Genomic DNA, 21,532 nt, shown 5'->3' with positions numbered 1-21,532 from the left:
CCACTTTGGCTGAGATCATCGTAATCACCTCGGGCAAGGGCGGCGTCGGCAAGACCACCACCAGCGCCAGCATCGCCACCGGGCTCGCCCGTCGCGGCAAGAAAGTCGCGGTCATCGACTTCGACGTCGGCCTGCGCAACCTCGACCTGATCATGGGCTGCGAGCGCCGGGTGGTGTACGACTTCGTCAACGTCATCCACGGCGAGGCCACGCTCAAGCAGGCGCTGATCAAGGACAAGCGCTTCGACAACCTGTACGTGCTGGCCGCCAGCCAGACCCGCGACAAGGATGCGCTGAGCAAGGAAGGGGTGGAGAAGGTGCTGAAGGACCTGTCCGCCGAAGGCTTCGACTACGTCATCTGCGACAGCCCCGCCGGCATCGAGAAGGGCGCGTTCCTGGCGATGTATTACGCCGACAAGGCGATCGTGGTGGTGAACCCGGAAGTCTCCAGCGTGCGCGACTCCGACCGCGTGCTGGGCCTGCTGGCCTCCAAGACCCATCGCGCAGAACGCAGCGACGGCGAGGTTGCGGCGCACCTGCTGCTGACCCGCTACAGCCCGGTGCGGGTGGAGAGCGGCGAGATGCTGTCGATCAACGACGTCGAAGAAGTGCTGGGCCTGAAGACGATCGGCGTGATCCCCGAATCGGGCGACGTGCTGAACGCGTCCAACAAGGGCGAGCCGGTGATCATGGACGGCGAATCCATCGCCGGACAGGCCTACGACGACGCGGTGGCGCGGCTGCTGGGCGAAGAACGCCCGCTGCGCTTCACCACGGTGGAAAAGAAAGGCTTCTTCAGCAAGCTGTTCGGGGGTTGAGGCATGGCTATTTTCGATTTCCTCAAGCCCAAGAAGAACACCGCCTCGGTCGCCAAGAACCGCCTGCAGATCATCATCGCGCAGGAGCGCAGCTCGGCCGGCGCGCCGGACTACCTGCCGCTGATGCGCCGCGAGATCCTGGAAGTGATCCGCAAGTACGTGAACGTGGACACCGACGCGGTCAAGGTGGACGTGGTCAAGGACGGCGAGCACGACGTGCTGGACATCTCGGTGTCGCTGCCGGAACGCGGCGCCTCGCCGGCCTGAAAACGGCCCGGCCGCCCGCCGTGGAAACCCCGCCGGTGCTGACCCTGGCCGATATCGGCTTCGATGCGCCGCGCGCGCTGCTGGCCCGCTACGGGCTGGCGCTCGCGCGCGTGGCCGATTTTGATCCCATTCCCGGCAGCTACTGGGGCGAGAGCGAGGCCGGCATCATCGGCACCACCGTCTACGCCCGCGCCGACACGCCCGTGCATTCGCTGCTGCACGAGGCCGGGCACCTGATCGTGCTGCCGCCGGAGCGCCGCGCCGGCGTGCATACCGACGCCACCGATTCGGTGCCCGAGGAAGACGCGGTGTGCGTGCTGCAGGGCCTGCTGGGCGATGCCCTGCCCGGCGTTGGCCGCCAGCGGGTCTGGTCCGACATGGACGCGTGGGGCTACACCTTCCGGCTTGGCTCCGCCCGCGCCTATGTCGAACACGATGCCGATGACGCCTGGCGGTGGCTGCGCGAGCACGGGCTGGTGGATGCCAAGGGCGCGCTCACGCAGGCTGGCCCCAGCCACGCCTGAGCCGGCCCGCTTGCCCGCACGCGGCATCGCGGTCTAGCCTTGCCGCTTCCCGCATCTCCCTGCCGCCGAGGATCTCGCCGTGAAGCTTCGCCACGCCCTGCTTGCCACCGCCGTCATCGGCACCCTCGGTCTTGCTGCGTGCAAGCGCGACGCCGAGCCCACGGCGCCCGCCGCCACGCCCGCCGCGCAGCAGGGTGAAACCGCCGACCAGTTCGTCGCCCGCGTCAACGAGGAAGTGCGCAAGCTCAGCACCGAACTCAACTCCGCGCAGTGGCTGTCCAATACCTACATCAACAGCGACAGCGAGCTGGTGGCCGCCAAGGCAAACGAACGCTGGCTGGCCCAGCTCAACGCCTGGATCGAGCAGTCCAAACGCTACGACGGCCAGCAGCTGAAGCCGGAAACCGCGCGCGCGCTCAAGCTGCTGAAACTGTGGACGGCGATGCCGGCACCGCGGGACCCGAAGAAGCTGGAGGAACTGACCCAGCTGGTGACGCGGATGGAGGGGATGTACGGCGCCGGCAGCTATTGCACCGGCGAAGGCAGTAGCCGCAGCTGCCGCGACATCGGTCAGCTCAGCGAGGTGCTGGCCAAGAGCCGCGACTACGACGCCCAGCTGGATGCCTGGCAGGGCTGGCATACCGTCAGCGTGCCGATGCGCAAGGACTACGTGCGCTTCGCCGAACTGGTGAACGAAGGCGCGAAGGAAATGGGTTTCGCCGATGCCGGCGAGATGTGGCGCTCCGGCTACGACATGTCGCCGGCGGAGCTTGCCAGCGAGAGCGACCGCCTGTGGGGCCAGGTCAAGCCGCTGTACGAACAGCTGCACTGCTACGCGCGCACGCGCCTGGACGCACAGTACGGCAAGGACAAGGGCGAAGTCGCCGGCGGCCTGCTGCCCGCCCACCTGATGGGCAACCTGTGGCAGCAGGACTGGAGCAACCTCTGGGACATCCTGCAGCCTTACAAGGCGGCCGGCAGCCTGGACGTGAACGCCGCGCTGGAACGCATGGCGGCCGCCGACCTTGCGCGCGAACTTGCCAAGCCCGCCGCGGCCGACGGCTCTGCCGCCGAGCGCAGCTTCATGGCCCAGCGCGCCGCGCAGCTGGCCACCGCCAAGGCGATGACCGAGCGCGCGCAGGATTTCTACGTCTCGCTGGGCATGCCCAAGCTGCCGGAGAGCTACTGGCAGAAGTCGCAGTTCATCAAGCCGCTGGAGCGCGACGTGGTCTGCCACGCCAGCGCCTGGGACATGAACATGGCCGGCGACGTGCGCACCAAGATGTGCATCGTGCCCAGCGAGGAAGAGCTGACCACGATCTACCACGAGCTTGGCCACATCTATTACGACCTGGCCTACAACAAGCAGCCGCCGATCTTCCAGAACGGCGCCCACGACGGTTTCCACGAAGCCATCGGCGACACCATCGTGCTGGCGATGACGCCGCAGTACCTGGCCTCGGTGGGGCTGGTGGATGCGCCCGAGCAGAGCCAGGAAGCGCTGATCAACGCGCAGATGCGGATGGCGCTGGCGAAGGTCGCCTTCCTGCCGTTCGGGCTGATGATCGACCGCTGGCGCTGGGGCGTGTTCGACGGCTCGATCCAGCCGGACGGCTACAACAAGGCGTGGTGGGCGCTGAAGGCGAAGTACCAGGGCGTCGCCCCCGCCACCGCCCGCGGCGAGGACTTCTTCGACCCGGGCGCGAAGTACCACGTGCCCGGCAACACCCCGTACACCCGCTACTTCCTGTCGCACATCCTGCAGTTCCAGTTCTACAAGGCGCTGTGCGATGCCTCGGGCCACAAGGGCCCGCTGTACGAATGCAGCTTCTACGGCAACAAGGAAGCCGGCCAGCGCTACTGGGCGATGCTGTCCAAGGGCAACAGCCAGCCGTGGCAGCAGACCATGAAGGAGCTGACCGGCGGCGAGAAGATGGACGCCAGCGCGGTGCTGGAATACTTCGCCCCGCTGCAGGACTGGCTGAAGCAGCAGAACGCCGGCCAGCAGTGCGGCTGGCAGGCGCCCGCCGCAGGCGCCTGATCCACGGCGCTCTGGTACGCGAAGAAGGCCGGCCCTGCCGGCCTTTTTCATTGCCCGCGCCCGCGTGATCCGCGCAATACTGCCGGCATGGACGCCGACCTTGCCCCGCAGCCGCAAGCCACCGCCACCGCCCTGCCCGCGCGCTTCTATGCCGGGCCGGCGATGGCCGCCATCGACCGCAACGCGATCTTCGACCGCAGCTGGCAACTGGTCGCGCACGTCTCGCAGCTGCGCGGCACAGGCGACCACGTCGTCGCCAACCTCGCCGGGCTGCCGGTGATCGCGGTGCGCGGCGGCGACGGCACGGTGCGGGTGATGCACAACGTCTGTCGCCATCGCGCCGGGCCGATCGCGCAGTGCGACGGCCTCGCCGCGAAGGCGCTGCGCTGCCGCTATCACGGCTGGACCTACACCTTGGAAGGCCAGCTGCGCTCGGCGCCGGAAATGAAGGACGCGCAGGGCTTCGACGTCGCCGACGTGCGCCTGCCGCAGCTGGCCGTGCGGATCTGGCAGGGTCTGGTGTTCGCGGCGGTCGATGCAGCGAACGCACCGGACTTCGACGCCTTCGTCGCCGGCATCGACGCCCGCCTCGGCCCCGACCGCGGGCTGGAACACTACGGTGGGCACCACCGCGCCAGCTACGACATCGCCTGCAACTGGAAGGTATATGTCGACAACTACCTCGAGGGCTACCACGTCCCCTTCGTGCATCCGGGCCTGAACCGGCTGCTCGATTACCGCAGCTACCGCACCGAACTGGCGCGCTGGCATTCGCTGCAGTGGAGTCCGCTGGAGAGCGACCCCGCGCTGTACGGCAACGGCGACGCGCTGTACTACTGGCTGTGGCCGAACAGCACGCTCAACATCCTGCCCGGCCGGCTGCAGACCAATACCGTGGTGCCGCTGGGCGTGGACCGCTGCCGGGTGATCTTCGACAGCTACTACGCCGATGCCGGCGACGCCGCGCGGCGCGACGCCGACCTCGCCTTCAGCGACGAGGTGCAGCACGAGGACATCGGCATCTGCGAGGACGTGCAGCGCGGCTTCGCCTCCGGCAGCTATGTGCCGGGCCGGCTGAACCCGCTGCGCGAAACCGGCGTGCACCATTTCCATGAGCTGCTGCGCGCGGCGTACCGCGCGGATGGCCTCTGATGTTTGCTCCCTCCCCTGCGTGCAGGGGAGGGTTGGGGAGGGGTAGATGGCCAACGATGAATCCCCGGCACCTGGCACCTCGCCGCCGCCGACTGCCCTGCACGTGCAGCAGGTAGAGAAAAAACCCCTCGGCCCGTGGTCGGCCACCGCGCTGGTGGTCGGCAGCATGATCGGCAGCGGCGTGTTCCTGCTGCCGGCGTCGCTGGCCTCGTACGGCGGCGTCAGCCTGCTGGGCTGGGCCATCACCCTGTCCGGCGCGCTGGCGCTGGCGCTCACCTTCGCGCGGCTGGCGATGCGCTGGCCGCAGACCGGCGGCCCCTACGCCTTCGCCCGCAACGCCTTCGGCGAGGCACCGGGGTTCATGGTGGCGTGGAGCTACTGGGTGTCGATCTGGAGCGCCAACGCGGCGATCGCGGTGGCCTTCGCCGGCAGCCTGGGCGCGCTGTTCCCGGCGCTGGTGGCGACGCCGCTGCGCGCCGGTGCCTGCGCGCTGGCGGGGCTGTGGCTGTGCGCCGCGATCAACCTGCTGGGGCTGCGCGAAGCCGGGCGGATGCAGATCGTGCTGACCGTGCTCAAGTTCGTGCCGCTGGCGCTGTTCGCCGGCATCGCGATCTGGTTCGTCGAGCCGGCACAGTTCCAGCCGTTCAACCGCAGCGCGGAGTCGCTGCCGGCGGCCACCCATGCCTGCGTCGCCCTGGTGCTGTGGGCGCTGCTGGGGCTGGAGGCCGCCACCGTGCCGGCCGGCGCCATCGACGACCCGGCGCGCACCATCCCGCGCGCCACCCTGGCCGGCACCGCGCTGGCCGGGATCGCCACGGTGCTGGCAGTGACCGCGGTGATCGGCATCGTGCCGGCCGCGCAGCTGAAGGATTCCACCGCACCGATGGCCGATGCCGCGCGCATGCTCTGGGGCGGCTGGGCCGGCATCGCCATCGCCACGGTGGCGGCGGTGTCCTGCCTCGGCGCCCTCAACGGCTGGGTGATGCTGTCGGCGCAGATCCCGCTGGCGGCCGCGCGCGATGGCCTGCTGCCGCGCGCCTTCGCCCGCCAGGACGCGCGCGGCACGCCGGCGTTCGGCATCCTCGCCAGCAGCCTGCTGGCCTCGCTGCTGGTGGCCGCCAACTTCAGCCGCTCGCTGGTGTCGCTGTTCACCTTCTCGATCCTGCTGTCCACCGCCGCCACCCTGCTGCCCTACCTCGCCGGCAGCGCCGCCTGGCTGCTGCGCGGCGAACGCAAGGGCCGCGCGGTCGCCGCTTTCGCGCTGGTCTACAGCGGCTATGCCCTGCTTGGCGCCGGCGGCGAGGCGCTGCTGTGGGGCGGTGTGCTGCTGCTGGCGGGGGTGCCGGTGTATGCGTGGATGCGCCGGCCTACAGCTCGCTAGGCTCCATCGCCGCCGGCACCGCCGGCACCCGCAGTGCGCGGCCCGAGACGCGGTTTTCCCACCACCAGAACAGCCAGCCGGCCAGCACGAAGGCGGCGGCGCCCAGCGCCAGGTGCAGGGCGCTGTCGCTGAGCAGCGGCGACAGCACGCCGGCGATGATCGCGTTGCCCAGCAGGCCGAAGAAGGCCTGCAGCGAGGACGCGCTGCCGCGCCGGTGCGGATACATGTCGAGGATGGCGAGGGTGACGATCGGGAACACCAGCGCGATGCCGAACGCGAGCAGGCTCATCGGCAGTACCGCCCACGGCACCACCGGCGCGCCGGCCCACAGGGTATAGCCGAGGTTGAGCACCATCGCCGTGCCGCAACAGGCGAAGCCGATGTTCGCCAGCCGGCGGCCGTCGATGCGCCCGGCGGCGCGGCCGGACATGAACGCGCCCAGCATCATCCCGCCGATCATCGGGATGAAGAACCAGCCGAACTGCTGCTCGCGCAGCCGCAGCAGGTCCAGCACGAACGCCGGCGCGGAAGCGATGTACAGGAACAGCGCGCCGAAATTGAGCGCCGCCGCCATCGACAGGCGCAGGAAGCGCGGGTTGCGCGCCATCTCCAGGTAGCCGCGCAGCAGCGCCGGCGGCCGCAGCGGCAGCCGCGCCGCGGGCGGGTGGGTTTCCGGCAGCGCGCGCTGCACCGCCACGATCAGCACCAGCGCAAACGCGGCGAGGAACCAGAAAATCGCCGGCCAGCGGTGCCAGCCCAGCAGCCAGCCGCCCAGCACGGGCGCCACCGCCGGGGCGATGCCGAAGATCATCGATACCTGGCTCATCAGCCGCTGCGCGTCGTCGCCGTGCAGCACGTCGCGGATCACCGCTCGCCCCACGATCAGCCCCACGCCCGCGCTCAGGCCCTGCAGCGCGCGGAACGCCAGCAGCTGCGGCAAGCTGGTGGCCAGCGCGCAGCCCACCGAGGCCAGCAGGAACACCGACAGCCCGCCCAGGATCACCCGCCGCCGCCCCAGCGCGTCCGACAGCGAGCCGTGCACCAGGCTCATCCCCGCGTAGGCCAGCAGGTAGACGCTGATGGTTTGCTGCATGGCCAGCTTGTCCGCGCCCATCTGCGCACCGATCTGCGGGAACGCCGGGAAGATGGTGTCGATGGAGAACGGGCCGAACATCGACAGTCCACCCAGCAGCAGCGCCAGGCGGCGGAACGAAATGGATGGATTCACGACCGGGGGATGGGGAATGCCGGCGGGCAGGATAGCAGCGCGGCGGTCGCCGCCCGTCGCGGAAAAGCTGCGTTGCACGCTTGCAACTGTCGGCAACCGCTATAATCGCTCCACACGGAGGGAGAAGCGCGCGGACCTCGTCCCGCAGCGCTGCCGAAGGCGCAACCGCCCGGAATCGCTCAGGCCCAAGACCGCCGTGTGACCACACTCTGGAGAGATCGGCAGGCCATTCATCGGCGCTGCCGGCGCCGAAGGGGCAAGAAGCCGCGCGGATTCCCCTCCCCGCCCGCGCGCTTCCAAACTCTCAGGCAGAAGGACAGAGCGGGCATCCCCTTCACGCGCCCTCGCGCCCCCGGATGCCGCCATGACCCAGCCCTCGCTCCGCTCGCTCGAACACCACGACGCTTTCATCGAACGCCACATCGGCCCCAACGACGCCGAGATCTCGGCGATGCTGGGCCAGCTCGGCTTCGATTCGCTGGAGGCGTTCACCGACGCCATCGTCCCGGCCAGCATCAAGTCCACCGCCCCGCTGGCGCTGCCGGAGTCGATGACCGAAGTCGACGCGCTGGCGAAGATCCGCGCCATCGCCGACAAGAACCAGGTGTTCCGCAGCTTCATCGGCCAAGGCTATTACGGCACCCACGTGCCGAACGTGATCCTGCGCAACATCCTCGAGAACCCGGCCTGGTACACCGCCTACACGCCGTACCAGGCGGAGATTTCGCAGGGCCGCATGGAAGCGCTGATCAACTTCCAGACCATGGTCGCCGACCTGACCGGGATGGACATCGCCAACGCCTCGCTGCTGGATGAGGCCAGCGCCGCGGCCGAGGCCATGACCCTGGCCAAGCGCAGCGCCAAGTCGAAGTCCGACACCTTCCTGGTGGTCGGCGACACCCACCCGCAGACCATCGAAGTGCTGCAGACCCGCGCCGAGCCGCTGGGCCTGAAGGTGAACGTGGTGCGCGGTACCGACGCGGTGCATGAAGCGATCGCCGCAGGCGACTACTTCGGCGTGCTGGCGCAATACCCGGCCTCCAGCGGCTGGGTCGCCGACTGGGAGAAGGATGCCGAGGCCATCCACGCGCACAACGCGCTGTTCGTGGTCGCCACCGACCTGCTGGCCCTGACCCTGCTGAAGTCGCCGGGCGAGATGGGCGCCGACATCGTGATCGGCAACAGCCAGCGCTTCGGCGTGCCGTTCGGCTTCGGCGGCCCGCACGCCGCGTTCATGGCCTGCCGCGACGCCTTCAAGCGCAGCATGCCGGGCCGCCTGATCGGCGTGTCCATCGATGCCGACGGCAACCCGGCCTACCGCCTCACCCTGCAGACCCGCGAGCAGCACATCCGCCGCGAGAAGGCGACCTCCAACATCTGCACCGCGCAGGTGCTGCTCGCAGTGATGGCGGCGATGTACGCCGTCTACCACGGCCCCGATGGCCTCAAGCGCATCGCCAGCCGGGTGGCCCGCTACACCGCCATCCTCGCCGCCGGCCTGCGTGAACTCGGCCACGCCAGCGTCCACGCCAGCGCCTTCGACACCCTGTGCATCGACGCCGGCGACCAGTCCGCCGCGCTGGTCGAGCGCGCACGCGCGCGCCGCGCCAACCTGCGCGTGCGCGGCAACGGTTCGATCTGCATCTCGCTGGACGAAACCACCAGCCGCGCCGACCTGGAGCTGCTGTGGCGCATCTTCGGCGGCGACGACGCCAAGCTGCCGTCGATCGACGCGCTGGATGCCAGCGCACCGTCGCTGATCCCGGCGGAACTGGCGCGCAGCAGCGCGTTCATGACCCACCCGGTGTTCAACACCCACCACAGCGAGCACGAACTGCTGCGCTACCTGCGCACGCTGGCGGACAAGGACCTGGCGATGGATCGCACCATGATCCCGCTGGGCAGCTGCACCATGAAGCTCAACGCCACCGCCGAGATGATCCCGATCACCTGGCCGGAGTTCGGCAACATCCATCCGCTGGTGCCGGCCGAGCAGGCGCAGGGCTACAAGGAACTGATCGCCGGGCTGGAAGCGATGCTGGTGGAAGCCACCGGCTACGACGCGGTCAGCCTGCAGCCCAATTCCGGCGCGCAGGGCGAATACGCCGGCCTGCTGGCGATCCGCGCCTACCATGCATCGCGCGGCGAGAGCCATCGCAACATCTGCCTGATCCCGGAATCGGCGCACGGCACCAACCCGGCGTCCGCCAACATGTGCGGGATGAAGGTGGTGGTCACCAAGTGCGACGCCAATGGCAACGTCGATGTGGAAGACATCCGCGTGCAGGCCGAGAAGCATTCGGCCAACCTTGCCGCGCTGATGATCACCTACCCGTCCACCCACGGCGTGTTCGAGGAAGACGTGGTGGAGATCTGCGAAATCATCCACCAGCACGGTGGTCAGGTGTACACCGACGGCGCCAACATGAACGCGCTGGTCGGCCTGGCCAAGCCGGGCAAGTGGGGCTCCGACGTGTCCCACCTCAACCTGCACAAGACCTTCTGCATCCCGCACGGCGGCGGCGGCCCCGGCGTCGGCCCTTGCGCGGTGCGCTCGCACCTGGCGCCGTTCCTGCCCAAGGCGTTCGGCGAGCAGGGCATCCGTACCGAAGGTAGCGGCGGCGGCGCGATGGTGTCGGCGGCCAGCTTCGGCAGCGCCAGCATCCTGCCGATCAGCTGGATGTACATCGCGATGATGGGCCGCGACGGCCTGCGCAAGGCCACCCAGGTGGCGATGCTCAACGCCAACTACATCGCCAGGCGCCTGGCCCCGCACTTCCCCACCCTGTACACCGGCCGCAACGGGCTGGTGGCGCACGAATGCATCCTCGACCTGCGCCCGCTGGAGAAGCAGTCCGGCATCAGCGCCGAGGACGTGGCCAAGCGCCTGATCGACTTCGGTTTCCACGCCCCGACCCTGAGCTTCCCGGTCGCCGGCACGCTGATGGTGGAACCCACCGAGTCCGAATCGCAGCACGAGCTGGATCGCTTCATCGACGCGATGATCCAGATCCGCGCCGAGATCCAGGACGTGATCGACGGCAAGCTGGACCGCCTGGATAACCCGCTCAAGCACGCGCCGCATACGGCGGTGCGCGTGTCAGCCAGCGAATGGGCCCACGCCTACCCGCGCGAGCTGGCCGCGTTCCCGCTGCCGGTGCTCAAGCAGGTCAAGTACTGGCCGCCGGTGGCCCGCGTGGACAACGTGCACGGCGACAAGAACGTCATGTGCGCCTGCATCCCGGTGGACGCGTACAAGGACGAAGACGCGTAACCGTCGCCGCGACGTGATGACGTGCAACAGGCCCCGCCATGCGGGGCCTGTTGCGTTTCCGGCCCCGCGAGCGGGGCGACCGGCGCCGCGCGGGTTTATTCCCGTTCGGCACCGGGGCCGCAAGACCTATTCCAACGCCAGTCGATCCCGACTAGATTGGGGGCCGGCCCCGTCTTCCGCAGCCGCGAAGCACGGGGATCGCATGCAGCCGCGCTTCGGCGCTGCCACGACAATCACCTGGGGAGGGATTTGATGAACACATTTGCGAAGCCCGGCAAACGCCGCCTCTGCATCGCCCTGCTGGCCGCGCTGGCGCTGCCGGCGATGGCCCAGCAGGCTGACGACAAGCAGCCCGCTGACAGCAAGGTCAGGACACTGGACCGCTTGACCGTCACCGGTTCGCGCATCCAGCGCACCGATATGGAGGCGGCGCTTCCCATTACCGTCATCCAGCGCGCCGAAATCGACGCGCAGGGCATCACCTCGGCCGAGCAGCTGTTGCAACAGCTGAATGTCGCCAGCAGCGGTCCGGATAATCTTGCGGCCAACAGCGGCGTTGCCCCGCCCGGCACCCGCGGCAACAACGGCGTGTCCGGCGCCAACCTGCGCGGCCAGGGTGCCGATGCAACCCTGGTCCTGCTCAATGGCCGGCGCGTCGCCGCCCACGGGCTGGCCGGACAGGTGGTGGACCTGAACTCGATCCCGTTCGCCGCCATCGAGCGAGTGGAAGTGCTGCGCGATGGCGCATCCGCCGTCTACGGCACCGATGCCATCGGCGGCGTCATCAACTTCATCACCCGTCGCAACTATCAGGGCTACACCCTCAGCGCCGGCGCGGATGTCACCCAGCAGGGCGGTGGCGAGATCTATCACGCCAGCCTGCTTGGCGGTTGGGGCGATCTGGACACCGACCATTGGAATGTCTGGGCGGCACTCAACGTCAAGCGAAACAATATCCTGCGCGGCAACCAGCGCGACTTCGCCAACAGCTTCCAGGCCGATCGCGGCCTCTCCCCTGACACCCGCGGCACGCCGTTCGCCAACGTGGTCAGCGGCACCGGCAGCCTGATTGGCAGCGGCTTGCGGGACCCCGACAGCAATCTCACCAAGACCACCATCAGCGTCCTCGACCTGCCTGGCGGCGCGGGCTGCGAAGCCGGCGGCGACATGATGGGGCCCTACGACGACAAGGTCTGGTCAAGCCCCGGTGCGAGCTTCGGCTGCGCATGGGACTACGGTCGCGCCCGCACCATCCAGCAGCCGGTGGATACCGTGCAGGGCATCGGACGCGCCACTTTCAGGATCAGCGACAACCATGAATTCTTCGCCGAGTTCATGGGCTCGAAGGTCAGCTCCACCCGGCGATTCGAAGCCCAACAGATCAGCTCCAGCGTCAATGCCAGCGCCACCCAGTTGGACGCCTACGAGCTGAATGCCACGACCCAAGCCACCTACGACGCGATCTACAACCAGCTCCACGATTACTTCGGCGACCAGGCCAACCTTGCCTACGGCAAGCCGATCACCTACCGCTGGCGCTGCTACGCCTGCGGCCCGCGTCAGCTGGAAACCACCACCAAGGCCTACCGCCTGCTGTTCGGGCTGAACGGGGTCGTCGGCCGATGGGATTACGACATCGGCCTGTCGCGTGCGGAAAGCCGCGCCCAGACCGCGTTGGCCGGGGGCTACTACTACACGCCGCAACTCAAGGCCGCCCTCAAGAGCGGCCTGCTGAACCCGTTCCTGATGCCGGGCCAGGAGCAGTCACAAGCCGCCTACGACGCGCTAGCCGCGGCCGACGCCAGCGGCCTGCTGCTGTACAAGGGCGTATCCACCACGACCACCCTCGATGCCAGTTTCAGCGGTGGCCTGGGCTTCAAGCTGTGGGGCGAGGAGGAGGTGAAGGCAGCGGTCGGCTTCGACCTGCGCCGCGAGGAATACGAGTTCAACGGCCCGTCCGACTGGTCGCGCGGGAACGCCTTCGTGTTCGGCGCGCCCGGCGACGCCTCCAATTACATGTCGCCCAAGACCCGTAATGTCAAAGCACTGTTCACCGAGCTCAATCTGCCGGTGATGGACAGCCTGGAAGTGAATCTGGCGGTGCGGCACGACCGCTACGACGGCTTCGGTGGCACCACCAACCCGAAGTATTCGTTCAAATGGCAGCCGATCGACTGGCTGGTGTTCCGCGGCGCCTACAGCACCGGGTTCAAGGTGCCGGATTTCGCCAAGCTGTTCCGCGGCATCACTGAAACCCAGTACACCGGCCTGGACCTTGCCGATCCGGCAACATGCCCGAACGGCCGTTACAACCCCGACGTCGCCAACTGCAACGTGCAGATCCGCCCCGACATCGTCACCGGCGGCAACCCCAACCTGAAGCCGGAAGAAGCCAAGCAGCGCAGCCTCGGCTTCGTCATCGCCCCCAACGCCAACTTCAACCTCAGCGTGGACTGGTGGGAGATCGAGCGCATCAACACGATCCGCAGTGGCTTCAACCTCAGCACCATGACCGCGAACTACCCGCTGTACGCGGCCAATTTCATCCGCGACAGCAGCGGCGCCATCGTCCAGATCGACCAGCGCTACATCAACACCGGCGGCACCCTGACCAGCGGCATCGAACTGGACGCCAACCTGCGCGGGGAGCTGGCCGGCGGCGCCTGGAACATCCACCTCAACGGCAACTATCTGGATACGTTCAAGACCAAGAGCTTCGACAGCCTGCCCTACAGCGACAACCTGGTCGGCGAATACGAGCGCTACTTCAACCTGCCGATCAAGTGGAAGCACACCCTCGGGTTCGGCTGGCAGAAGGGCGACTGGTCGCACCTGCTGACCCAGGTCCATCGCGGCGGATACAAGGACTGGCAGCCACCGGGCATTGCCAACGGCTACGTGCCCGCCAACTACAGCCGCGACGTGGACAGCTACACGCTGTACAACTACAGCGTCAGCTGGGCCGGCATCGACAACATGAAGCTGACCTTCGGCATCCGCAACCTGCTGGATACCGACCCGCCATTCACCCTGCGCTATCTGGACGACGGCGACGGTGCCGGCTGGGAAGCGCGCGTGGCCGATCCGCGAGGGCGTTCGTTCAATCTGCTGGCGGAATACCGCTTCTGATCAGCCATCGCCGCACGCCGTAAAAACGAGAGGCCCCGCATCGCGGGGCCTCTTCGTTTCACTTCGGGCAGATATCGCAGCGGTCAGACGCCCTGCTGCTTCAACCACGCATCGACCTGCGGCAGCCGCTGCTGGCGCAGCTTGACCCGGGTCTGGATGCCGTTGACCACGCGCTCGGCGTCGCGACGCGACGTGGGGGCGATATGCGCTTCGGCGAAGGCATTGATCTTCTCCACCATCGACAGGTCGGTGGCGCTGCCGCCCAGCCCCGGATAGAAGCGCGCACGCGAAGTGGAGTCGACCAGCTTGTCCACCTGCTCGCGGTGGGCAACGGCGAAGTCGAAGGCCAGCTCCGGATGCTCCCACGACACCGAGGAGATCATCCCGGCGCCGTTGGTGGCACCCGGCTCGTCGGTCAGCGCCATGTCCAGCGCGCGCTGCGCCAGCGCCTTGTCCTTGGCCCGCGCCAGCAGGCCGTAGTACTGGTCGCGCAGCATCGAGGACTTCTCCGCCTTCGCCAGCGCGTGCAGGCGGTCCCAGGTGGCGGCGTCGGCATTGCGCGCCACCATGCCCAGCACGGTGCGGCGCAGGTCCGGCGACAGCGAAGCGGGATCGGCCAGGAACGCATCGAAGCGCCGACGCGCCTCCGCCAGCACCGCAGCATCGCCCAGTTCGCCCAGAGTGGAAATCAGGCTGTTGCGCAGCTGCCGGGTGGATGCCGAATCACCGTCGCGGTTGTCCCAGCCCAGCTGGGCAAACTTCGGTGCCAACCGCTTGATCGCGAAGGCATGGATCGCGTCCTGCCGCTTGGCATCACCCTTGAACAGATCATCCAGCCCGCCCACCGAGCCGGCCACCATCTGCCACAGCTCCGGCGCCGCGGCAGTCGGCACCTGCATGGCCAGGTCCAGGCTGTCGGATTCGGGTTGCAGGCCGACCGCCGCCAGCGCGCCGGTATCCAGCATCAGGCCCATCTGGTCCACCACCGGCAGGGTGGCGAAGCCGCTGCGCAGCGCCTTGAACTGGGCCGGCGCGTACAGGGTGCGGAAGTAGCCCTTCTGCCCGGCGTTCACCAGCGCCGGCGCGTTGCAGCCGGGCAGGGTCACGCTGGCCTTGCCGTCCACCAGCACGCGCGCCGACTTGCCGTCGCCGCGCACGTGCACCGGCACCCGCCAGCGCAGCGGCGTCTTGTCGGGACGGTCCAGGGTGTACTCGCCCTGCTCCAGCTGCACCACGGTGTTGCCGCCCGTGCACATGCTGCTGGCCTTGATCAGCGGCACGCCGGGCTGCAGGGTGAAGTCGTGCGCGACCGCGGCGAACTGCTTGCCCGGCGTGGCCTGCTCGATCTCGGCCCACAGGTCGTCGGTCACCGCGTTGCCGTAGGCGTGCTTGCCGATGTAGCTGCGCACGCCGTTGCGCCACGCAGTCTCGCCCACGTAGTCCTCCAGCATCGAAATCACCGCAGAACCCTTGCCGTAGGTGATGCCGTCGAAGGCCTGGCTGGCCTGCTCCACCGTGGCCACGTGCTGCACCACCGGATGGGTGGTGGCGAACGCATCCTGGCCCATCGCACCGCGGCTGGTGAAGGCCGCATCGACGCTGTCGGTATCCCACTCGGGATGCAGCTTGCGGGTGGTGCGGCCTTCCATCCAGGTGGCGAAACCTTCGTTGAGCCACAGATCGTCCCACCACGCCATGGTCACCAGGTTGCCGAACCACTGGTGGGCGATCTCGTGCGCGGCGGTGCTGAACACGCGCTGCTGGTCGGAGACGTTGGAGATCGCCGGGTCGAGCAGCAGCGAGGATTCGAAGGTGAAGATCGCACCCCAGTTCTCCATCGCGCTGAAGAACTGGCTGCGGCCCGGCGCGGCGATGTTGTCCAGCTTCGGCAGCGGATACTTCACCCCGAAGTAGTCGTTGAACTCGCGCAGCGCGTCGCGGCTGGCCTCCAGCGCAAAGCGCGCCTGTTCCACCTTGCCTTTCTGCGCGATCACGCCGATTTCCACCCCGTTGTCGGCAAGGGTGGCGCGATCGAACTCGCCCATCGACAGGAACAGCAGGTAGGTGGACATCTTCGGAGACGGCTTGAACAGGGTCAGCGTGCGCCCATCACCAAGACCGTGGGTGCTGGCCACCGGCATGTTGCTGACCACCATTTGTGCGGACGGCGCGGTCACCGCCAGCCGGAACGTGGCCTTGTGCGCCGGCTCGTCCCAGGACGGGATGAAGCGGCGCGCATCGGAGTTCTCGAACTGGGTGTAGAGCGCGCGCTTCTTGCCGGCGTCGGTGGGATAGTCCAGTGCGAACAGGCCGTTGGCCTGGGTGCCGATCTTGCCGCTGTATTCGATGGTCAGCAGGTAGCTGCCCACCGGCAACGTCTGGTCGAAGCTGAAGGTCGCGGTCTGCGCCGCGGCATCGACACGGGTCTTGGGCACCAGCGCCTTGCCGTTGGCGCGCTCCAGCCGGACCGTGCCGAATTCAAGGTCGGCGGCATTGAGGGTGATGCTGCGGGTAGGCGCCAGCACATCGACATTGATCCGCACCTTGCCGTCGAACGCCATGCGCTCCGCATGCGGTTCGACCTCGATGTCGTAGTTGCTCGGTCGGACATCGCGCGGCAGCTGCGTCGTCACCGCCGCAGGCGCCGCGGCGGGTGCGGCAGCGGCGGGCTGCGCGAGCGCGGCATTGCCGGCGCCGGCCAAGGCCAGCGCGATGGCGGTTGTCAGGATGCGACGCATGGACTACCTCGGGGATGGATGCGAAGCCCCGATCATCCGGCCTGCGCCCGGCGGCGCACACCGCCGGAAGTCATGCGCGCCGCTCGCGGTTACAGCAAGTGCAGCATCACCGCGACGTAATGGCAGACGCTGCCGGCAATCACGAAACCATGCCAGATCGCATGCGACCAGCGCAGCTGTGGGCGCATGTAGAAGAACGTGCCGACGGTATAGGCAACGCCGCCGGCCAGCAGCCACAGCAATGAATCCATGCCCAGCGCATGCAGCATGGGTTTTGCGGCCAGCACGATCAGCCAGCCCATGCCGATGTAGATCAGCGTCGACAGGCGCTTGAAGCGGCCGGTGTAGAACAGCTTGAACACCACCCCGGCCAGCGCCAGCGTCCAGATCGTGCCGAACAGCCACCAGCCGGTGGGGCCGCGCAGGCCGACCAGGGTGAACGGCGTGTAGGTGCCGGCGATCAGCAGGTAGATCGCGCAGTGGTCGAACACTTTCAGCCGGCCCTTCAGAACCGGATGCGAGATCGCGTGGTACAGGGTGGAGGCGGTGTAGAGCAGCAGCAGGGCGACGCCGAAAACGATCGCGCCGGCCAGCTGCCAGCCATCGCCGAACAGTGCCACCAGCGTGATCAGCACCGCACTGCCAGCCAGCGACGCGGCGGCGCCGACCCCGTGGGTCAACGCGTTGGCCAGCTCCTCGCCGGGATGCGGAACGACGCTGGAATGGCTCTGAGCATATTGCATTGCAGCAGGATACCTCGCTGCCGGCGCCTGTGGGTGAAGCCGGCCCGGCCCGCCGGCAGCGGCCGGAAACCGGACGGGGTTCGCCGTTTTCGCGCCAATGGCAGCGTAAAGTGGGCCGCGCTCATCCTGCAAAGCTGCCCGCCATGATCATTTCCGGCGTTTCATCGAATATCGCGGCCTCCGGCATGCACGCGGCGACGCAGCGGATGCAGGCTGCCGCCAGCAATACCGCCCACCGCGAAACCACCGGTTTCCAGCGCCGCGAAGTGGTGCAGTCGGAAGCTCCGGACGGCGGCGTGCAGGCGCGCATCGTGCGCACCGACGCAAGCAACGGCACCGCCGCCGCGGAGGTGTCCAACGTCATCGATGCCCGTCAGGCTGCCCATGACTTCGCCGCCAGCACCGCCGCCTTCCGCGCCCGTGAGGACGCACTGGGCACGCTGCTCGACGCGTTCGCCTGACTCCCGAGGCCTGAAACGCAAACGGCCGGCCACGCTCGCGCGGGCCGGCCGTTCTTCATTGCACCCGGCTCAGGCGAACGGGTCGCGCAGCACCATGGTGTGGTCGCGGTCCGGGCCGGTGCTGACGATGCTGATCGGGCAACCGGCCAGCTCTTCCAGCGCGCGCAGGTAGGCGCGTGCCGCAACCGGCAGCTTGTCCCATTCGGTGACGCCGTGGGTGTTCTCACTCCAGCCCGGAAACTCCAGGTACACCGGGGTGATTTCTTCCCAGCCCTGGGCATCCAGCGGCGCGTACTCCGTGCGCTTGCCACGGTACTCGTAGGCAATGCACATCTTCAGCTTCTCCATGCCGTCCAGCACGTCGAGCTTGGTGATGCACAGGCCGGAAATGCCGTTGATCGCCACCGCGCGCTTCAGCGCCACGATGTCCATCCAGCCGCAGCGACGCGGGCGACCGGTCGACGCGCCATATTCGGCGCCGCGGTCGCGGATGCCCTGACCCACTTCATCGTCCAGCTCGGTCGGGAACGGGCCGCCGCCGACGCGCGTCGCGTACGCCTTGGCGATGCCCAGCACGTAGTCGATCGCATCCGCACCCACGCCGGCACCGGCCAGCGCACCGCCGACGGTGGTGTTCGACGAAGTGACGTAGGGATAGGTGCCGTGGTCGATGTCCAGCAGCGCGCCCTGCGCGCCCTCGAACAGCACCCGCTTGCCCTGCTTGCGCAGCTCATGGCAGATCCCGGCCACGTCCGACTTCATCGGCTCGACGTATTCGCCGAAGGCCAGCGCCTCGGCATAGACGGTGTCGAAATCCACCGCCTCCACGCCCAGATACTTGGTCAGCACGAAGTTGTGGTAATCCAGCGCGGCGCGGAGCTTTTCGGCCAGCTGCTCGGGATAATGCAGGTCGGCGATGCGGATGCCGCGGCGCGCCACCTTGTCCTCGTAGGCCGGGCCGATGCCGCGGCCGGTGGTGCCGATGGCCTTGCCGCCGGCGGCCTTCTCGCGGGCCTGATCCAGCGCGATGTGGTACGGCATGATCAGCGGCGCGGCCGGCGAGATCTTCAGGCGGCTGCGCACGTCGACGCCGGCGGATTCGAGTTCCTCGATCTCCTTGCGCAGCGCGGCCGGCGAGATCACCACGCCATTGCCGATCAGGCACAGCGCGCCGTCGCGCAGGATGCCCGAGGGGATCAGGTGCAGCACCGTCTTCTTGCCGTTGATGACCAGCGTGTGGCCGGCGTTGTGGCCGCCCTGGAAACGCACCACCGCACCGATGTCCTCGGTCAGCAGGTCGACGATCTTGCCCTTGCCCTCATCGCCCCACTGGGCGCCCAACACCACGACCGACTGGCCCATGGCCGCAACTCCTGTTTACTGGCGGCCATCGGGGCCGCTGGATGGATGCGCCGGCATGCTTGCCGCCGTGCGCGAACCGCCATCGGGGCGGCCCGCGGCGGCGCCTACGCCAGACACGGAAAAAGCCGAGGCGAACCCCGGCTTTTGCGCATTCTACCCGCTTCCGCAACCGGCCGCGAACTTGGCTGATGGCTGCGTTCAGCCCGCTGCCCGACAGTGCGGGCGATCGGAAAGCCCTAGCCGCGCACCAGCCACAGCGACAGCAGCCCCAGTATCAGCACGACGCCGCCGATCCGGCGCACGTGTTCGTCGGGCAGGTTCAGCAGCTGCGCCGCGGCGCGCTTCCACGCACCGGGGGCGGCAAACAGGAACAGGCCTTCGATGACCGCCACCAGGCACAGCGCCGCCCACAGCTCAGCCACGGCAACCCGGACGCGGGGCGCGCGTGTTCGCAATCGGACCGGAAACCATCAGCGGTCGCTGCGCATGTACTGGAGGAACGGGTCGTTGCGCTCCAGCACGATCACGCTTTCGCCACCGGAGAACGCCTTGCGATAGGCCTCCAGGCTGCGCTGGAACGCGTAGAAGGACGGATCGCGGTTGGCCGCATCGGCGTAGATGCGCGCGGCCTCGGCGTCGCCTTCGCCGCGCAGCTTCTGCGCGTCTCGCTCGGCTTCGGCCAGGATCACCTGCTGGTCGCGGTCGGCACCGGCGCGGATCTCGTTGGCCTGCTCCTCGCCTTCCGCGCGCAGGCGGCTGGCCACCTGCTGGCGCTGGGCGCGCATGCGGTTGTAGACATCGTCGATGACGCGGCTGTCGGTCGGCAGGTCGAGCTGCTTGATGCGCAGGTCGATGATCCGCACGCCCAGCGTGGCCGCGCCCTTGTTGATGATGTCCAGCTGGCTCTTGACGATCTCGGTGCGATCGCCCGAAACCGCCTGCTGCAGGGTGCGCGCGTTGATCTCGTTGCGCAGCGCGTCCTTGATGATCGGCGCCAGGCGGTCCACCGCCGCAGCCTCGTCGCCGCCGGTGGCGCGATAGAACGCGCGCGCGTCCTGGATCCGGCCGACCGCGAAGAAGTCCACGCTGACGTCCTTGCGCTCGGAGGTCAGGTAGCGCTCGGGCTCGGCCGGCAGCACCTGCAGGCGCTTGTCGAAAATGCGCGCGGTTTCCACCATCGGCCACTTGAAGTGCAGGCCGGGGCCGAGATCGACCCGCGACACGCGACCGAGGTTCAACACGATCGCGGTATGGCCTTCGCTGACCACGAACACCGAACCCATCAGCAGCACCAGCGCGGCGACCACCGCCGCCATCCATGCCGGGAATTTCATCGCACGTTCTCCTCACGGCCGGCGGGGCGGCCGCTGCGGCCCGGGCGCGCCTGCGCCTCCGGCGCGGCGGCCTCCACCGTCGGCGACAACAGTTCGGGCAGCATCGCCTGCGCGGGTGCCTGCTTGGCGGCGCCGTCCAGCGGCACATAGATCAGCTGGCGACCGTCGCCACCGACGATCTTGCGGTTGCGCGCCAGTACCTCCTGCACGGTTTCCAGCCACAGCCGCTTGCGGGTCACTTCGGGCGCGTTCTTGTACTGCGCCACCAGCAGGCTGAAACGTTCGGCGTCACCGGTAGCGCGGGCGATCTCGGCGGTCTTGTAGCCTTCCGCCACGGTGCGCACGCGTGCGGCCTGGCCGCGCGCTTCCGGCACCATCTTGGCGGCGTAGGCGCGGGATTCGGAAATCAACCGCTCCTTGTCCTGCTGGGCGCTGTTGACATCGTCGAACGCCGGCTTGACCTGCTGCGGCGGACGCGCGTCCGGCAGGTTGAGTTCGGTCACGACCAGACCGGTGCGATAGGCCTCGAGCGACTTCTGCAGGCGCTCGCGCGCGCCCACAGCCAGCTGTTCGCGCGCACCGAGCACGGTATCCAGGGTGGAGCGTCCCACCGTCTCGCGCACGGTGCTGAGCGCCGCCTGGCGCAGCACTTCGTCGCCGTCGCGGGTGCCGAACAGGTACACCTGCGGGTCGGCCACACGGTACTGCACGTTCACCGCGACCTCGACGATGTTCTCGTCGCTGGTCAGTACCGGCACGCGGTCCTCGTAGTTCTTGATCTGGGTGGCGTTGACCTTGATGACGCGTTCGATCGGCCACGGCAACTTGAAGCTCGGGCCGGGCTGCATCACCCGGTCGAACATGCCGAAACGCAGCACCACGCCGCGCTGCTGCTCGGCAATCAGCACGAAGCAGTTGAACGCCAGCCACAACGCCAGCGCCAGCCCAATCCAGCGCAACGGGCTGCCGCCACCGCCGAAGTCCGGCAGCTTGTCCAGCAACCGGCCGAAACCGCCGCCTGCCGAACGGCCGCCACCGGGCCGGTTCCACGCCATCCAGACCGCTTTTGGCCCGCGCGGG

General features: G+C 68.3%; 16 protein-coding genes and 1 riboswitch. Of the genes, 9 read left to right on the top strand and 7 right to left on the bottom strand.

Annotation, left to right across the window (positions count from 1 at the left end; genetic code table 11):
* Positions 1–5: 5 nt before the first annotated feature.
* The 6 genes from minD (at position 6) to E5S66_RS04750 (ending at position 6,183) form a co-directional block, all read left to right on the top strand.
* Positions 6–818, top strand: coding sequence for a septum site-determining protein MinD (gene minD, locus E5S66_RS04775; protein WP_028838488.1), 813 nt, complete (start codon positions 6–8; stop codon positions 816–818).
* A 3-nt stretch (positions 819–821) separates the two neighbouring features.
* On the top strand, positions 822–1,085 hold the full coding sequence (gene minE / locus E5S66_RS04770) for a cell division topological specificity factor MinE (RefSeq protein ID WP_028838487.1): 264 nt from the start codon (positions 822–824) through the stop codon (positions 1,083–1,085).
* A 20-nt stretch (positions 1,086–1,105) separates the two neighbouring features.
* On the top strand, positions 1,106–1,609 hold the full coding sequence (locus tag E5S66_RS04765; protein ID WP_246037147.1) for a hypothetical protein: 504 nt from the start codon (positions 1,106–1,108) through the stop codon (positions 1,607–1,609).
* A gap of 79 nt (positions 1,610–1,688) precedes the next feature.
* Entirely contained in the window at positions 1,689–3,650 is a 1,962-nt protein-coding gene (locus E5S66_RS04760) for a M2 family metallopeptidase (RefSeq protein ID WP_138348002.1), read from the top strand.
* Positions 3,651–3,737: 87 nt separating this feature from the next.
* Positions 3,738–4,802, top strand: coding sequence for an aromatic ring-hydroxylating oxygenase subunit alpha (locus E5S66_RS04755; protein ID WP_138348000.1), 1,065 nt, complete (start codon positions 3,738–3,740; stop codon positions 4,800–4,802).
* Positions 4,803–4,848: 46 nt separating this feature from the next.
* On the top strand, positions 4,849–6,183 hold the full coding sequence (locus E5S66_RS04750) for an amino acid permease (RefSeq protein WP_138347998.1): 1,335 nt from the start codon (positions 4,849–4,851) through the stop codon (positions 6,181–6,183).
* Here E5S66_RS04750 and E5S66_RS04745 read toward each other — a convergent pair.
* Positions 6,170–7,357 (bottom strand): multidrug effflux MFS transporter, encoded by a 1,188-nt coding sequence (locus E5S66_RS04745; RefSeq protein ID WP_246037172.1) that lies wholly within the window; start codon positions 7,355–7,357, stop codon positions 6,170–6,172. The two genes, E5S66_RS04750 and E5S66_RS04745, sit on opposite strands and share 14 nt — an antisense overlap.
* A gap of 253 nt (positions 7,358–7,610) precedes the next feature.
* Positions 7,611–7,741: riboswitch (glycine riboswitch) on the top strand.
* Positions 7,742–7,775: 34 nt separating this feature from the next.
* On the opposite strand from E5S66_RS04745, the gene gcvP reads away from it, so the two are divergent.
* Positions 7,776–10,685, top strand: coding sequence for an aminomethyl-transferring glycine dehydrogenase (gene gcvP, locus E5S66_RS04740; protein ID WP_138347996.1), 2,910 nt, complete (start codon positions 7,776–7,778; stop codon positions 10,683–10,685).
* Positions 10,686–10,937: 252 nt separating this feature from the next.
* Positions 10,938–13,814: a TonB-dependent receptor gene (locus tag E5S66_RS04735; RefSeq protein ID WP_138347994.1), complete on the top strand. Its 2,877-nt coding sequence runs from the start codon at positions 10,938–10,940 to the stop codon at positions 13,812–13,814.
* 83 nt (positions 13,815–13,897) lie between these two features.
* On the opposite strand, the gene E5S66_RS04730 is transcribed toward E5S66_RS04735, so the two are convergent.
* On the bottom strand, positions 13,898–16,552 hold the full coding sequence (locus E5S66_RS04730) for a M1 family metallopeptidase (RefSeq protein WP_138347992.1): 2,655 nt from the start codon (positions 16,550–16,552) through the stop codon (positions 13,898–13,900).
* Between the two features lie 89 nt (positions 16,553–16,641).
* Positions 16,642–17,295, bottom strand: coding sequence for a PAQR family membrane homeostasis protein TrhA (gene trhA, locus E5S66_RS04725; protein ID WP_138347990.1), 654 nt, complete (start codon positions 17,293–17,295; stop codon positions 16,642–16,644).
* 143 nt (positions 17,296–17,438) lie between these two features.
* Here trhA and E5S66_RS04720 point away from each other — a divergent pair, with 143 nt between their 5' ends.
* Complete coding sequence (locus tag E5S66_RS04720) at positions 17,439–17,756, top strand: flagellar basal body rod protein FlgC (RefSeq protein ID WP_138347988.1); 318 nt, start codon at positions 17,439–17,441, stop codon at positions 17,754–17,756.
* A gap of 69 nt (positions 17,757–17,825) precedes the next feature.
* On the opposite strand, the gene E5S66_RS04715 is transcribed toward E5S66_RS04720, so the two are convergent.
* The 4 genes from E5S66_RS04715 to hflK all read right to left on the bottom strand — a co-directional run bounded on the left by E5S66_RS04715 (position 17,826) and on the right by hflK (position 21,507).
* On the bottom strand, positions 17,826–19,118 hold the full coding sequence (locus E5S66_RS04715; RefSeq protein ID WP_028838475.1) for an adenylosuccinate synthase: 1,293 nt from the start codon (positions 19,116–19,118) through the stop codon (positions 17,826–17,828).
* 236 nt (positions 19,119–19,354) lie between these two features.
* The gene (locus E5S66_RS04710; protein WP_028838474.1) at positions 19,355–19,540 is read right to left on the bottom strand and encodes a DUF2065 domain-containing protein; all 186 of its coding nucleotides are present in this window, start codon (positions 19,538–19,540) and stop codon (positions 19,355–19,357) included.
* 48 nt (positions 19,541–19,588) lie between these two features.
* Positions 19,589–20,452 carry a protease modulator HflC gene (gene hflC, locus E5S66_RS04705; RefSeq protein ID WP_028838473.1) on the bottom strand — a complete coding sequence of 288 codons (864 nt, stop codon included), beginning with the start codon at positions 20,450–20,452 and terminating at the stop codon, positions 19,589–19,591.
* Complete coding sequence (gene hflK / locus E5S66_RS04700; RefSeq protein ID WP_342777279.1) at positions 20,449–21,507, bottom strand: FtsH protease activity modulator HflK; 1,059 nt, start codon at positions 21,505–21,507, stop codon at positions 20,449–20,451. Before hflK ends, hflC begins: the two co-directional genes overlap by 4 nt.
* Between the last annotated feature and the right edge of the window lie 25 nt (positions 21,508–21,532).

Origin of the sequence: Thermomonas fusca (assembly GCF_005862345.1) — a bacterium.
GTDB classification, from domain to species: Bacteria; Pseudomonadota; Gammaproteobacteria; order Xanthomonadales; family Xanthomonadaceae; genus Thermomonas; species Thermomonas fusca.
This window is presented reverse-complemented; position numbering and strand designations above follow the sequence as displayed.